This window comes from Rhizobium sp. AP16 (genome assembly GCF_000281735.1).
GTDB classification, from domain to species: domain Bacteria; phylum Pseudomonadota; class Alphaproteobacteria; order Rhizobiales; family Rhizobiaceae; genus Rhizobium; species Rhizobium rhizogenes.
Genome location: NZ_AJVM01000004.1, coordinates 22,570 through 38,010 on the forward strand (window position 1 = coordinate 22,570; position 15,441 = coordinate 38,010).

Annotated in this window: 11 protein-coding genes; 5 read left to right on the plus strand and 6 right to left on the minus strand. The window is 62.1% G+C overall.

The genetic code is table 11. The features are described from left to right. Positions 1–31: 31 nt before the first annotated feature. From PMI03_RS03835 to PMI03_RS03845, 3 genes are all read right to left on the minus strand, one after another. Complete coding sequence (locus PMI03_RS03835) at positions 32–826, minus strand: xanthine dehydrogenase family protein subunit M (RefSeq protein WP_007690043.1); 795 nt, start codon at positions 824–826, stop codon at positions 32–34. Positions 827–844: 18 nt separating this feature from the next. Beyond that, positions 845–3,190 (minus strand): xanthine dehydrogenase family protein molybdopterin-binding subunit, encoded by a 2,346-nt coding sequence (locus PMI03_RS03840; protein ID WP_007690045.1) that lies wholly within the window; start codon positions 3,188–3,190, stop codon positions 845–847. Between the two features lie 83 nt (positions 3,191–3,273). Further along, positions 3,274–3,762, minus strand: a complete 489-nt coding sequence (locus tag PMI03_RS03845; RefSeq protein ID WP_007690047.1) for a (2Fe-2S)-binding protein — start codon at positions 3,760–3,762, stop codon at positions 3,274–3,276. A 295-nt stretch (positions 3,763–4,057) separates the two neighbouring features. Between PMI03_RS03845 and PMI03_RS03850 the strand changes: the two genes are divergently transcribed. The 3 genes from PMI03_RS03850 to PMI03_RS03860 all read left to right on the plus strand — a co-directional run bounded on the left by PMI03_RS03850 (position 4,058) and on the right by PMI03_RS03860 (position 10,873). Beyond that, positions 4,058–4,375, plus strand: coding sequence for a YMGG-like glycine zipper-containing protein (locus PMI03_RS03850; RefSeq protein WP_007690049.1), 318 nt, complete (start codon positions 4,058–4,060; stop codon positions 4,373–4,375). Positions 4,376–4,756: 381 nt separating this feature from the next. Continuing rightward, positions 4,757–6,625 carry an autotransporter assembly complex family protein gene (locus PMI03_RS03855; RefSeq protein WP_007690051.1) on the plus strand — a complete coding sequence of 623 codons (1,869 nt, stop codon included), beginning with the start codon at positions 4,757–4,759 and terminating at the stop codon, positions 6,623–6,625. Positions 6,626–6,688: 63 nt separating this feature from the next. Continuing rightward, positions 6,689–10,873 carry a translocation/assembly module TamB domain-containing protein gene (locus PMI03_RS03860; protein WP_007690054.1) on the plus strand — a complete coding sequence of 1,395 codons (4,185 nt, stop codon included), beginning with the start codon at positions 6,689–6,691 and terminating at the stop codon, positions 10,871–10,873. A gap of 54 nt (positions 10,874–10,927) precedes the next feature. Here the strand turns inward: PMI03_RS03860 and PMI03_RS03865 are convergent, their stop codons facing one another. The 3 genes from PMI03_RS03865 to PMI03_RS03875 all read right to left on the minus strand — a co-directional run bounded on the left by PMI03_RS03865 (position 10,928) and on the right by PMI03_RS03875 (position 13,065). Next, positions 10,928–11,656: a haloacid dehalogenase type II gene (locus PMI03_RS03865; RefSeq protein WP_007690056.1), complete on the minus strand. Its 729-nt coding sequence runs from the start codon at positions 11,654–11,656 to the stop codon at positions 10,928–10,930. Positions 11,657–11,758: 102 nt separating this feature from the next. Further along, on the minus strand, positions 11,759–12,529 hold the full coding sequence (locus PMI03_RS03870; RefSeq protein ID WP_007690058.1) for an AraC family transcriptional regulator: 771 nt from the start codon (positions 12,527–12,529) through the stop codon (positions 11,759–11,761). Positions 12,530–12,636: 107 nt separating this feature from the next. Then, positions 12,637–13,065, minus strand: a complete 429-nt coding sequence (locus PMI03_RS03875; protein ID WP_007690060.1) for an Lrp/AsnC family transcriptional regulator — start codon at positions 13,063–13,065, stop codon at positions 12,637–12,639. A 136-nt stretch (positions 13,066–13,201) separates the two neighbouring features. Between PMI03_RS03875 and rocF the strand changes: the two genes are divergently transcribed. Beyond that, positions 13,202–14,137, plus strand: a complete 936-nt coding sequence (rocF, locus tag PMI03_RS03880; RefSeq protein WP_007690062.1) for an arginase — start codon at positions 13,202–13,204, stop codon at positions 14,135–14,137. 17 nt (positions 14,138–14,154) lie between these two features. Continuing rightward, entirely contained in the window at positions 14,155–15,357 is a 1,203-nt protein-coding gene (gene rocD, locus PMI03_RS03885; RefSeq protein WP_007690064.1) for an ornithine--oxo-acid transaminase, read from the plus strand. The last annotated feature ends 84 nt before the right edge of the window (positions 15,358–15,441 follow it).

A 15,441-nucleotide genomic window follows, 5' to 3' on the forward strand; every position in this document is an offset into this window, starting at 1 on the left:
GAGCCGCCACTCCGGCATTTTCCGTGGCGATCTATGCTGCCGCCACCGCGCGCTTGGCCATGACCTTTATCAAATTGGCGCGGTATTCGGCCGTGGCATGCAAGTCGGACATCAGCGCCGACGAATCGACGGTTGCGTTGGCAACGGCGTCCGGCGCCCAGTTCGCCGCAAGCGCCTGTTCCATGCCGGCATGGCGGAACACGCCGTCCGCACCCGCGCCGGTAACCGCGACCCGAACGCCACCCACGCCCTTGGCGACGAAGACGCCGGTCATGGCGTAGCGCGAGGCCGGATTGGGGAATTTAGCGTAACCCGCCTTCTCCGGCGCCTCGAAGGTGATGGCGGTGATCAGCTCGCCGTCTTCCAATGCCGTCTCGAACAGGCCGGTGAAGAAATCATCGGCCGTAATCTGGCGCTTGTCTGTGACGATGGTGGCGCCCAAGCCCAGCATGGCCGAGGGATAGTCCGCCGCCGGATCGTTGTTGGCGACTGAACCGCCGATGGTGCCCATATGGCGGACATGCGGATCGCCGATCATGCCGGCGAGATCGCAGAGCGCCGGACAGACGGCACGGATCGCCGCCGAAGAGGCGACCTCCGCATGCGTCGCCGCCGCTCCGATGGTCACCCTGCGGCCATCGACGCGAATGCCCTTCAGCGACGGAATGTGCCGGAGATCGACGAGATCGCTCGGCGAGGCCAGCCGCTGTTTCATGGTGGCGATCAGCGTCATGCCGCCGGAGACATATTTGCCCTCGTCGGCGCCCGACAGAAGCTTGACGGCTTCGTCGACCGAGGAGGCGCGGTGATAGTTGGTTGCATACATGGCTTTCTCCTCCTCTTCTCAGGCCACGGCCCGGGTGGCTTCCCATACCTTCAGCGGTGTGGCCGGCATGGTAAGCGTGTTGTTACCGATCGCATCGGTGATGGCGTTGATCAAAGCCGGAGGTGAACCAATGGCGCCGGCCTCGCCGCAGCCCTTGATCCCCAGCGGATTGCTCGGGCAAGGCGTGCTCTGATGCGACAGTTTGAAGGACGGCAGATCGTCGGCACGCGGCATGGTGTAATCCATGAAGCTTGCCGTCAGCAATTGGCCGTTCTCGTCGTAATGCACGCCCTCGAGCAATGCCTGGCCGATCCCCTGCGCGATACCGCCATGCACCTGTCCCTCGACGATCATCGGATTGATGATATTGCCGAAATCGTCGGCGGCGACGAACTGGATGATCTCGGTCTTGCCTGTTTCCGGATCGACCTCGACTTCGCAGATGTAGCAGCCGGCCGGGAAGGTAAAGTTCGCCGGATCGTAAAAGGCGGTTTCCTTCAGGCCCGGCTCCATGCCGGCAGGCAGGTTGTGCGCGGTATAGGCCGACAGCGCTACCTGAAACCACGGCAGCGACTTGTCGGTGCCGGCGACCTTCACCTCGCCGTTCTCGATGACGATATCGCTTTCGTCGGCTTCCATCAGATGGGCGGCGATCTTCTTTGCCTTGGCCTCCACCTTGTCGAGCGCCTTGACCACGGCGGACATGCCGACGGCGCCGGAGCGCGAGCCGTAGGTGCCCATGCCCATCTGCACCTTGTCAGTATCGCCATGGACAATGGAGATGCTGTCGATCGGCACGCCGAGCCGGTCGGCGACGAGCTGCGCGAAGGTAGTCTCATGTCCCTGGCCATGGCTGTGTGAGCCAGTCAGCACTTCGATGGTGCCGACTGCATTGACGCGCACCTCGGCCGATTCCCAGAGACCCACGCCGGCGCCGAGCGAACCGACCGCCTGGGACGGCGCGATGCCGCAGGCTTCGATATAACAGCTCATACCGATGCCGCGCTTCATGCCGCGCGCCGCCGCATCCACCTTGCGGGCAGGAAAGTTGCTCCAGTCCGCCTGCTGCATGGCGGCATTCAGCGACGCCTCGTAGTCGCCGGCGTCATAATTCATGATCACCTGCGTCTGATAGGGGAAAGAGCGGATGAAATTGGCGCGCCGCAACTCCGCCGGCGAAATGCCAAGCTCACGCGCCGCCGTTTCCATCGTGCGTTCCAGGAGGTAGGTCGCTTCCGGCCGTCCAGCACCGCGATAGGCGTCGACCGGCACCGTATTGGTATAGACGGTGCGGACATTGGCGTGGATCGCCGGGATCGCATACTGGCCCGACAGCAGCGTCGCGTAGAGATAGGTCGGCACCGCCGAGGAAAACAGCGACATATAGGCGCCGAGATTGGCGATGGTGTCGACCTTCAAGCCGATGATCCGGTGTTCGGCATCGAAGGCCATCTTGACCTTGGAGACATGGTCGCGGCCATGGGCATCGGTGAGGAAAGCCTCGGTGCGGTCGGCCGTCCATTTGACGGGCACGCCGGTTTTCTTCGAGGCCCAGAGACAGACGATCTCTTCCGGATAGATATAGATCTTCGAGCCGAAGCCGCCGCCGACATCGGGCGCGATCACCCGCAGCTTGTTTTCCGGCGCGACATTGTAGAAGGCGCTCATCACCAGCCGCGCCACATGCGGGTTCTGGCTGGTGGTGTAGCAGGTATAGTGATCCTCGGCGGAATCGTAGATGCCGAGCGTTGCGCGCGGCTCCATCGCGTTCGGCGACAGCCGGTTGTTATGGATCTCGATCTCGGTGACATGCGCCGCAGCGGCAATCGCACTGTCGGTCGCGGCGCCATCGCCAATCTCCCAGTCGAAGATCAAGTTGCTTGGCGCCTCGGGATGAATCTGCGGCGCATCGGGCTTCAGCGCCTCGACCGCCTCGACGACGGCGGGAAGCTCGTCATAATCCACCACGACGGCCTCGGCCGCGTCGCGAGCCTCGCCCAGGCTGTCGGCAACCACGATCGCCACGGCATCGCCGACATAACGCACGGTATCGACCGCCAGCGGCCGCCATGCACCCATCTTCATCGGCGAGCCATCCTTGGAATGGATCATCCAGCCGCAGATCAGGTTGCCGATGCCATCGGCAAGCAATTGCTTACCGTCCAGCACCCCGATTACGCCCGGCATGGCCAGCGCCGCCGACATGTCGAGGCCGGTAATCTTCGCGTGCGCGTGCGGGCTGCGGACGAAATAGGCGTATTTCATGCCCGGCGTCACCATGTCGTCGGTGTAGCGCCCCTTGCCTGTCAGAAATCGTTTGTCTTCCTTGCGCGTAACGCGCGCACCAATGCCTTCAACGCCCATGATATCCTCCCATTGGGGTTCCGGGCCCGACAATCCGCCAAGATAACAGCCATTGGCGTTCGCCAGACAGTCTCGGTGAAATCTTACTCGGCCGCCTGCTTGGCGGCGTGCATTTCGGCATTGGCGGCAAGGACCGCCTGGACGATATTGTGATAGCCGGTGCAACGACAGATATTGCCTTCCAGCTCGGCCCGCACCGTCTTTTCGTCCAGCGAGCCGCCGTGACGATTGATCATGTCGACCGCCGTCATCACCATGCCCGGCGTACAGAAGCCGCATTGCAGGCCATGATGTTCCTTGAAGGCGGCCTGAACGGGATGCAGCTCGCCATTGGCGGCCAGGCCCTCGATGGTCGTGATCGCCGAGCCGGACGCCTGCACGGCGAGGATCGAACAGCTCTTGACCGATTTTCCGTCCATGTGAACCACACAGGCGCCGCACTGGCTGGTGTCACAGCCGACATGGGTTCCCGTCAGGCCAAGCTTTTCCCGGATGAAATGGACAAGCAGCGTGCGCTCCTCGCACTCGCCGCCGACCGTCCGGCCGTTCACCGTCAAAGTCACCTTTGCCATATTTTCCTCCACGCCTCTCCTCCAGAGGCAATTCCCATCATTTGACTTTTTTGAAGTACGATCAACCTCTACTTTAGAAGAGGCGTGGATTTTCCCTCGCGCAATTTATTCCGCCTACCTATTGTAGATTCAGCTAGTTTAGCATTAAAGAAAATAAAGATGCCCAATGGACAATCATATTTTACGCGATATTTCTTCGTAGCTGCAGGACTGTAAGGACAGCCCATCGTGGTGGAGCTGAAGAATGGGACGACGTTGGCCGGGGGTCCGGCTTAACTAACGTTGGAGAGAGTGAATGAAGAAAGTTCTTATGCTCGCATTGGTCGGCTTGTCGATCGCAAGCTGCACCCCGACTGAACAAGGCGCCGGCATCGGCGCGGCATCCGGCGCCATCATCGGCGGCGCGGTGACCGGCAACGTCCGCGGCGCAGCCGTCGGCGCCGCGATCGGTGGCGTTTCCGGCGCTGTCATCGGCAGCGTCGCCGAACAGCCCGGCCAGTGCTACTACCGCGACCGCTATGGCCGTCGTTACATCGATAATTGCCCACGCGGCGGCTACCGTGATGATGGTGGCTATCGTGGCGGTTACGGCGGCTACAACAGCGGCTACTGATCCACAGCCAATAGAAATGACCAAGGTCCCGGGCCCAAAGCCCGGGATTTTTTGATTTCAGCCTCATGGATTAAGAGCATCAGGGACGCAGCAACCTCCTCTTTACCGGCGGAAAATGACGGGTAACAACTGCCCTGTGGAAACAGCCACAATGACCCTAAGTCCCGGACGGAAATCCGGGATTTTTCATTTTTACGGCCGCCTTTTGTAAGTTTTCATGTCTAAAAAGGTACACGCGGGACGCTTTTGTCTCTATGGTGCCCCCGCGTTAACCCCGGGGAAACACCAAACTGAGTAAGTTCTCACATAACCGTAAAGCGGCGTATGCGTAAAAGAACTGGCCCGAGAAAGAGTATTGCGTATCGGCGAGCAGGCACCGTAATGGCGGTTGCGGCAACACTTGCGCTCGCCCCGCTCTGTGCCAAAAACGCCTTTGCTTTCAAGCTGTTCGGCATGACCCTCTGGGGCGAGGACGAGACGACGGATCAGGTTTCCGATCCCGTCCGCTATACCGTCGATCTGAAGGCCGACAATCTCGACAAAGACCTCAAGAAATCCCTGACCGACACGTCGATGCTGGTCACTGACAAGAAGAAGCCGGTTTCCGGTGATCTCGGCGTCGTCATCAAGGCGCGCGACGACCGCGACCGGCTGATCGCCACCCTTTATGAAAAAGCCCGTTATGGCGCGGTGGTCACCATCACCGTCAACGGCACCAATCTGGATGCGCTGCCGCCGAACCCGACCTTCAGCCGCTCGACGCCCGTAGCCGTAACCGTCAGCGTCGATCCCGGCCCGCTCTTCAAGCTCGGCAAGGTCAATCTGCTGGGCGACGCGGCCGACCGCAACGTCGCGCAATACGGGCTCGTCCCCGGCGGTGATGCCGGCTCGCTGACCATCATCAAGGCGGGCGACAAGATCGTCGCCGACCTCAAGAATGAGGGCCACCCACTCGCCAAGCTGGAGAGGCGCGACGTCGTCGCCGATCACGCGGCCCGCACGGTCGAGGTGACCCTGAAGGTCGATAGCGGCCCGATCGCACCCTTTGGCAATGTCGGCGTTACTGGCCAGAAGTCGGTCGATCCGGATTTCATCAAGCGCTATGCCCGCATCAACGAGGGCAAGCCCTATTCCCCGGACGAGTTGAAGAAAGCCTCCGACCGTCTGCGCAAGCTCGGCGTCTTTTCCAGCGTCACCATCCGCGAGGCCGAAAAGCTGGCGCCGGACGGCAGCATCCCGATGACCATCGAAGTGTCGGAAGGCAAGCAGCGCTATTTCGGGGTCGGCGCGCAATATTCCACCATCGACGGCTTCGGCCTGCAGGGCTACTGGGGCCACCGCAACCTGACCGGCCGGGCGGATTCGCTGCGCATCGAGGGAGCGGTCTCCCGGCTCGGCGAAACCACCGATGTCGGCCAGCTCGACTATAGCGCCGGCATTACCTACGTGAGGCCTGCAACCCTTTATCCCTCGGCGACTTTCACCACCGGCCTGAAGATGCAAAGCCTTCATCCAGACGCCTACGATGCCGATACCGCCACCGTGAGCGCCGGGCTTGCCTACGAGCTGTCCGATCAGGATACAGTCTCCGCTGGCGGCGAAATCTCCTATGAGCAGGACAGCACCGACGCCTATGGTGATCAAAACTATCTGACGGTGGCCATCCCGCTCGAATACATCAGGGACACGCGCGATAACAAGCTGGACCCGACCGAGGGCTACCGCGCCTCGATCAGCGCCAAGCCGAGCTATGAAGCGATGGGCAGTGCGGTGTTCAGCTCCTTCGAGGGCTCGATCTCCGGCTATCAGAGCGTCGGCGCCAACAACAATGTCGTCTTCGCCGGCAAGCTTGCCCTCGGCTCGCTGCTTGGAGCCAACAGCATCGAGGACATTCCGGCCACCCGGCGCTTCTATGCCGGCGGCGGGGGCTCTGTGCGCGGCTATGCCTATCAGGAAATCACGCCCTACAACTCCAATGGCGATGCGCTCGGCGGCCGCTCCTATGGCACCGCCTCTTTCGAAGCTCGCATCAAGATCACCGATACGATCGGCATCGTGCCCTTCGTCGACATGGGCAGCGTCACCGACAGCGCGTTTCCCGACTTTTCCGATCTTCGCATTGGCGCGGGCGTCGGTGTGCGCTACGCTACGCCCTTCGGCCCCATCAGGCTCGATGTCGCCGTTCCCCTGAAGAAATATCCTGACGGTACGGCATATGGCATCTACGCCGGCATCGGCCAATCCTTCTGACCAGCCGTATGATCGGAGATCAGTTCAGCACGCGGTTACAAAATTGAGGTTACTGTCGCTCTCATGAGCATGTTGATTCGAATTTTCGGGAGATTGTTGCGCTTCGTCGGCTATGTCGTCGTGGCGATTCTCGTGCTGGCCATTATCGCCGTACTCGTCGTCGGCTTCGTGCCCGGCGCAACCGGCTATGCCGTGAACCGGGTGGCAAAGCTCGTTTCGACACCGGACCGCACCATCACGATTGCCCAGCCGTCCGGACTTCTGACCGGCAGCCTCCGGGTCGGCGCAATCACCGTTACCGATACCAAGGGCACCGTTGCGAAAGTGCAGAATCTGGCCATCGACTGGTCACCGATCTCGCTGCTGACGGGCACGTTCCATGCGGATCGCGTCGCCGCGGACGTCGTGGACCTTCAGCGCCTGCCAGTGTCGACGGTGAAAGCGGAACCTCAGGCCGCGACGAGTGAAAGCAGCGGCTTCTCGCTGCCCATCGCCGTCGATATCGGCGCCATCGCCCTGCCGGATCTGCGCATAAGCCAAGCCGTCGCCGGCCAGGATTTCGCCCTTGTGGCCAATGGCAGCGTCAAGGCGAACAACAACAGCATCGATCTCGTCCTCAATGCCAATCGCCAGGATGTTCCTGACGCCAAGCTCTCGACCAATATCTCCTTCGCGCCGGCCGAAAACCGGCTGAACCTGAAGGCCGACGTCGCCGAACCGCGCGACGGCTTGCTCGCCGGACTGCTGCATCTGCCGGGTGGCCCGGCGATCGACATCAATCTCTCCGGCGAGGGGCCGCTGTCCAACTGGGCCGGCAAGCTGCAGGCGGCACTCGACGACAAGCCGACGGTCTCGATCAACGGCCAGCACACCATGTCGGCGGACGGGCTGCATCATATTGACGTCAAGGGAGGCGGCGACGTCGATTCTCTGCTGCCACCGACCTTGCGCCCGCTGTTTGCCGGCCAGACGACGATCGACCTTTCCGCCACCTTCGACGGCAAGGGCAAGATCGATATCCAGACCGGCAATCTCGCCACCGGCAGCGTCGTCATCGCTGCCTCTGGCACGCTCGATCCCTCGGGCAACAACAGCCTCAACGCCAACCTGCTCGGCACGTCGGGTCCGGTCGATTTCCGCTGGCCGATGGAAAACGGTGAGCTGCGGGCGATGATCTCGCGCGCCGATCTCGCGCTGACGGGCGCCTCGCAATCGGCGAAGATCGATGCCAAGGCCTCACTCGAAAGCGCCAGCGCGCCACAGGGCCAGATCGGCCAGATAAATCTCAGCGCCCAAAGCGACGCCTTCAACCTGGCCACCGCGTCCGGCCCGCTGCAGCTTCGCCTCGTGGTCGGTCAGACCGCATTCGTCAGCCCCGATCTCAACCGTCTGATCCGCGCACCGATTTCGCTGACTGCGCCGCTGCAGATCTCGCCCGACACGATCGGCTTCAACAACACGACGCTGGAAAGCGCCAGCATCGGCGGCACGGTCAACGGCAAGTATACGCTGTCGTCGAAGGCGCTGACCGGCAACTTCAAGCTCTTCGCGCTGCCCGCCGTGCTGCCGGATGGCGTATCGAACAAGTTCGAGGGAACGATTTCGCTGGAAGGCCAGGTCGCCGGCACCGTGCCGACGAAGATCAACCTCTCCAATCTGGCGGTGAAATCGAATATCGGCGAAATCAACGGCAATGCCACGCTCGACGGCCAGACGCTGGCGTCGAACCTGACAGCCAAGCTGCTCGACCTCTCCAAGCTGATCCCGAATGCCGAGGGACAGGCGGATATCGGCCTCAAGACCAAGGGTCCGCTAACAGCACTCGGCATCGACGCGACGGTGAAGGCCGTCAACGTCAAGCTTGCCGGGCGATTGCTGGACACGCTCGACGTCGCGCTAACCGGAACCGCCGATCCGAATGCCCCGCAGGCGAATGTGCAGGCGAACGGCGCCATCGACGGCAAGCCGATCAGCATCACCGCCAACGCCGCCTCGCAAGGTGGCCGCACCAGCATTCCGGCGCTTGCCGTCGAGATCGGCCCCAACAAGCTGCAGGGCAAGCTGGATTTCTCGCCGAGTTTCGAACCGACCGGCGCGCTGACCTTCGATCTTCCCGATCTCAGCCTCATCGCCGCCCTCGCCGGACAAAAGGCCGCCGGCGACCTGAAGGGTACGCTCGATCTTTCCAACGCCAATGGCAAGATCGGCTTGAAGGTGGATGCCACCGGCGGCGGTATCCGCCGTGACGATCTCGTCATCGACAAACCGGCCATCGCCCTGACGGTCGATGACCTGAAATCCTTTTCCGCCAACGGCAGCATCCGCGCCGGTGCCATCGCATCCGGCGCCAATCGCATCGCCGATCTCGGCCTGACCTTCACGCAGCAGGGCAGCCGCACGGTGTTCGATCTCAAATCGACCTATGACAACGCGCCGCTCACCGCCAGCGGCAATGTCGAGACCGGCGGCGGCCAGACGGTCGTCAGCCTCGACAATTTCGCGGGTGCACCACGCACCATTCCGGTAAAGCTCGCCTCGCCCACCAAGATCACCATCAAGGACGGCACGGTCGCGCTGAACGGCCTGACCATCCAGACCGGCGGCGGCTCCGTGGTCGTCGATGGCACCGCGGGCCAGGCGCTGAACATCAACGCCAAGATCGACAACCTGCCCGCCAGCCTCGCCAATGTCTTCGCCCCGACGCTTGCCGCCGAAGGCGCGATCTCCGGCACAGTGACCGTCACCGGCAAGCCGGCTTCCCCTGTCGTCGGCTTTCAGACCAATTGGTCAGGGGCTGCCACCAGCCAGACGAAATCGGCCGGGCTCGGCCCCCTAGGCATCAAGGCGAACGGCAAATTTGCCGATAACGTCGTCACCATAGACACCAACCTGACCGGCCAGAGCGGCCTGGCGCTGAACGGAGGCGGCACGGTCGCCGTTGCCGGCAGCAAGGCGCTGGCGATGAAATTTTCCGGCAACCTGCCCTTCGACGCGCTCGCCGGCCAGCTCGCGGCACAGGGCCTGGTGATGACCGGCACGGCGAAGATCGACCTGCAGATCGGCGGCACGACCGCCGCCCCCGCTGTTACCGGCACGATCACCACCGATGGCAGCCGGCTTGTCGATGTCCGCCGCAACCTCACGCTCAACGGCCTTGCGGTTACCGTCACGCTTGACGGCAAGCAGGCGGTGATTTCACGCCTCAACGGCAATCTCGCGAGCGGCGGCAGCGTCTCGGCGAGCGGCACGGTGGGCATCGTCGCGGATAGCGGCTTTCCCGCCGATATCCAGCTGAAATTCAACAATGCCACCTATGTCGACGGTACGCTGGTGACGGCAACCGTCAACGGCACGCTCGGCATCAAGGGACCGCTGATGACCGCGCCAGTGCTGACCGGCAACCTGAAGCTCAACAAGGCGTCGATCACCGTGCCGGAAAAGCTGCCGGCCTCGCTCTCCGAGATCAACATCAAGCACAAGAATGCGCCGGCCGCGGTTACCGCCCAGTTCAAGGATCAAAAGCCACAGGCGCCGAGCAGCAAATCCACCAGCCTCGGCATCGAGATGCAAATCGACGCGCCGTCACAGATCTTCGTGCGCGGCCGCGGCATCGACGCTGAACTTGGCGGCAGCATCACGGTTCGCGGCACGGCGGCAAATCCAGTCGTCTCCGGCGGCTTCACCATGCGGCGCGGTCGCCTGACCATCCTCAGCCGCCGTCTGGATTTTACCGACACCAGCAAGATCACCTTCGGCGGCGACCTGACGCCGGCGCTCAATATGGAAGCCACTTCGTCGGTGAGCTCCACCACCATCACCGTGGATGTCACGGGCCTGGCGACCGACCCGCAGATCGGCTTTTCCTCCTCGCCCGCCCTGCCGCAGGACGAGGTGATGGCACAGCTGATTTTCGGCCAGTCGATGTCGAAGCTGTCGGCGATGCAGATCGCCCAGCTCGCCGATGCCGCCAGCCAGCTCGCCGGCGGCCGCTCCACCTCGCTGTTCGACGGTCTGCGCAGCCATCTCGGCGTCGACGATCTCGACATCTCCACGGATTCGAACGGCCAGGCGCAGGTCGGCGCCGGCAAGTACCTGAACAAGCGCACCTATATCGAACTGCAGCAGGGCTCCTCCAACAACACCAAGGCGATTATCAATCTCGACGTCGGACGCGGAGTGAAGCTGCGGGGTGCCGCCGGCTCGAATGGCGCGGGCGAAGCAGGCATCGTCTACGAGCACGAATATTAAGGCGATATGGCCGGAAAGCCTGCTCACAGGCATTCCGGCTATCAGATACGTTAATCAAGCCCCAACGGCACTGCGATGCGTATCGACAAATTCGGCAAGGCTCTTGAACACGAAGTCCACCGTCGGGATGTTCGACGGCACCGGCGTGGCTCCGCCACCGGGCCGTCCGGAACGCCGGTCGATCCAGGCGCGGGCTAGGCCCGCCTTTGCCGCCGGCACATGATCGTGATGAAGGCTCTGCGCGGTGTGAAGCACCTGCGAAGGTGCAATACCAAAATCATCGCGCAAATGATCGAGCAGATAGGTGAAATTGCGCGGATCGGGCTTGTAGGACCCGATGTCTTCAGCCGTGTAGACCGCATCGAAATTCACCCCCAGCTTCCGATTGCTGGCCGCAAAGCTGGTGCGATCGACATTCGACAGGATGATGATCTTGTAGTGCTTCTTCAGATAGCAGAGCGCGTCGGCGGAATCCGGAAAAGGCGGCCAGTCCGGAACCGACATGCCGAAGCGGTCATGCATCTCAGAGGAGACGCGCGCACCCCAGAATTTGGCCATACGCGCATGCACGACCCCGAGCAGAGAAGAATACCGCAGCGACGGCGTCTCAACCTCCTGCTCCATCTCCAGCCTGCCGAAGAGTTCGAGCGCCTCCTCACGGTCCATGGTCAGCCTGCCTTCGCTCAAGAGCGGTTGAAGAGCGTTCCAGAGGCCGGTCTCCCAATCGATGAGCGTACCGTAGCAATCGAAGGTGAGAGCCTTGAAATCAGTCAGTTTGGTCAAGCGGGTCTCCTGAAGCCAGATGTTTGTCTGGCGGAATTTCGCAGGAATCGAGACCCTTGTGATGAGGCGAAGCTCCGAATGACTTGACCGAACCTCCGATCTTCAGTCCGGAACGGACCTGCCATCTGCATCGGCATTGCGGAAGGCCGATGGGGTCAGGCCGAATCTCTGCTTGAACTGTCGGTTAAAAGACGAAGCATTTCGATAGCCGAGATCATAGGCGATTTCCGAAATCGGCAGCGATGTATTGACGAGCAGATCGACGGCACGGTCGAAGAGCTTCCGCAACTGGTATTGCCGCGGCGATTGACCGACCGTTTCCCGAAACAGCGCATGGAACTGGCTTTGCCCAAGACCGGCCTTGCGCGCCATGTTCGTCACGCTGGTCTGCCCAAGGTCGTTTCCTAGCGCGCCGGCCGCGTCAAGAACACGCCGTTCGGCCAGGCTCCGGGATGGAGCAGCCGTCGCCGGCTCCTGCTTGAGGAGCTGCAACCCGCTCAACGCCAGATGGGCAACATCCGGGGCGCGACGCCTATCCGCCTCGACCTCCCGGCCGAGCTGGTTGAAAAGCCGCCAGAGCCAAGGCTCGATCCTGACCGTCAAAGCCGACGCGTCGCTCAAGACGGATGGAACAAGCGCATCGGGAAGAGACCCAAGCTCCACGTCCATGACCATGAGGCTGCAATCGGCGCTTGGTGCGAAATTGTGCATGCGGTCCTGCGGGATGATCGCCATGCTATTGCTTGAGACGACATCGACCCGCCCTTCGACATCGACCAGCATGGAACCGCGCATGGGAAACAGAATCTGGCTATAGTCGTGACGATGACGATCCGGGCCGGCATATTGCCGGATTTCAAGATTGATTGACATGTTGACCTCGGGACAAGCCGCTCCATCTGACCGATTATGCGCGCGGGCATCGTTCGCAGTAAGTATGCTTCAGAACGAATGATCAGACCACCGCTGCGGGCTCGTACTTAAAATCCCATCTTGCTCGTTTTCAGCAAGATATTAGACTCCGTCGTGTTGATGCCATTGATGAGCCGGATGCGGCGCAGCGTTTCGTCGAAGGAGGCAAGGTCGCGATCTTCGAGTTCGGCGATGAAATCCCACTTGCCGTTGGTGCTGTGCAGCGCCCTCACCTGCGGCAGGCCACGAAGCTGATCGGCGACCTTGTCCGCAAGCTTGCCGAGCACTTCGATGAGCACGATGGCGCGGACGCCGGCGGCGCGGGTTTCGTGGCCGGTTCGGATGGTGAAGGCGGTGATGGTGCCGGTGTCGACCAGCCGCTCGATGCGGGAAGTAACGGTCGCGCGCGAGGTGCCGGTCGCGGCCGCAAGCGAAGAGACGGAAGCGCGGGCGTTGTGACGCAATGCACTCAGGAGGTCGCGGTCAAGATCATCCATGGACTTATCATTCTGTCAAAACGAACTTATCAATCTGTCGAAAACTACTCGATTTTCGACAATTTTCCATCTTTTTGCTGTCGCCTCCCTAGCCAATAATGCGAATCAACAGCCCTAACCCTTTGGAGCGCCGCCGATGAGCGTAGAACCCACATCCGTCACCCTGATCGGCGTTCCGCTTGAGGAAGGCTCCGGCCGTCGCGGCGCCAGCATGGGGCCGACTGCCCTGCGCATTGCCGGCATCGCGACAATGCTGACAGAGCTCGACCATCGCGTCACCGACAGCGGCGACCTGCATCCAGCCCCCGCCGCCGACCTGCCGGACGATCCGAAAGCGCATCATCTAAAGATCGTCGGCGCCTTCACCCGCGCGCTTGAAGCCAAGGTCTATGACGTCGCTTCATCCGGCGGATTCCCGCTGATCCTCGGCGGCGACCACAGCCTTTCGATGGGCAGCGTTTCCGGCATGGCGCGCCATGCGGCAGAGGTCGGCCGGCCACTCTTCGTGCTCTGGCTGGACGCGCATTCGGACTTCAATTCGCCGGCGACATCGCCATCGGGCAATATTCACGGCATGCCCGTCGCGTTCTTCTGCGGCCAGGCGGAGATCGCCAATGTGCTGCCGGCCGGGCGGCCGCTGGTCGATCCGAAGAAGGTCTTCCAGGTCGGCATCCGCTCCGTTGATCCGCACGAGCGCGAGCAGATCCGCGAGCACGGCGTCAACGTCTTCGACATGCGCTCGCTCGACGAACAGGGTGTGGCCGCGATCATGCGCCGGGTGCTCGACACGGTCAGCGCCGCCAACGGCCTGCTGCATGTCAGCTTCGACGTCGATTTCATCGATCCGGACATCGCGCCGGGTGTCGGAACGACGGTGCCGGGCGGCGCGACCTATCGCGAAGCCCATCTGATCATGGAAATGCTGTCCGATAGCGGCCTCGTCTCATCGCTCGATCTCGTCGAGCTCAATCCCTTCCTGGACGATCGCGGCAAGAGCGCCCGCGTCCTGGTGGAGATGGCGGCAAGCCTGTTCGGCCGACGCATCTTCGACCGCCCGACAAGGGCCGCATAGTTCTGGGGGAAGCTACCATGAGCGCACCAGCCGATCTGATTGCCACCGAGCAGCGTCTCGGCGCCCATAACTACAAGCCGCTCGACGTCGTGCTCACCCGCGGCGAAGGCGTCTATGTCTGGGATACGGACGGCAAGCGCTATCTCGATTGCCTCTCGGCCTATTCGGCGGTCAACCAGGGTCATTGCCACCCGAAGATCCGCGAGGCGATGATCGAGCAGGCCGGCAAGCTGACGCTCACCTCCCGCGCCTTCCGCAACGACCAGCTCGCCTATCTCTATGAGGAACTGGCGGCGCTCACCGGCTCCCACAAAATCCTGCCGATGAACTCCGGCGCCGAAGCGGTCGAGACCGCGATCAAGGCGGTGCGCAAATGGGGCTACGAGGTCAAAGGCGTGCCGGAAAACCAGGCGGAGATCGTCGTCTTCGCCGACAATTTCCATGGCCGGACGCTGAGCATCATCAGCTTCTCGACCGATCCGGATGCCCGCGCTGGCTTCGGTCCCTATACGCCGGGTTTCCGCGTCGTGCCCTTCGGCGACGCCGATGCCTTCGCCGCCGCGATCAACAGCAACACTGTTGCGGCGCTGATCGAGCCGATCCAGGGCGAAGCCGGCGTCATCATCCCGCCTGCCGGTTATTTCACCCGTTTGCGCGAACTTTGCACTGCCAACAAGATCACGCTCATCCTGGACGAGATCCAGACCGGCCTCGGCCGCACCGGCAAACTACTGGCCGAGGAACACGAGGGCATCGAAGCCGACGTAACGCTGATCGGCAAGGCCCTGTCGGGCGGCTTCTATCCGGTCTCCGCCGTCCTCTCCAATTCCGAGGTGCTCGGCGTGCTGAAACCCGGACAACACGGCTCCACCTTTGGCGGCAATCCGCTCGCCTGCGCCGTCGCCCGCGCGGCTCTGCGCGTTCTCACCGAAGAAGGCATGATCGAGAATGCCGCCGTCATGGGGGATTATTTCCTCGAAGGCCTGCGCTCGATCCGCTCCAACATCGTCAAGGATGTTCGCGGGCGTGGCCTGATGCTGGCGGTGGAACTGGTGCCGGAAGCCGGTGGCGCGCGGCAATATTGCTATCAATTGAAGGACCTCGGCCTGCTCGCCAAGGACACTCACGACCATACGATCCGCCTGGCTCCGCCGCTGGTCATCACCCGTAATCAGGTCGACTGGGCGCTGGAACAGATCGACAAGGTCCTGGCGCGCTGAGCTCAACCTTTAGAAGAAACTAAACTACTAAAGAGCCGAAATCTCTTCCATAGGTTTAGGTTTGAGCAACATTCTTACGCTATC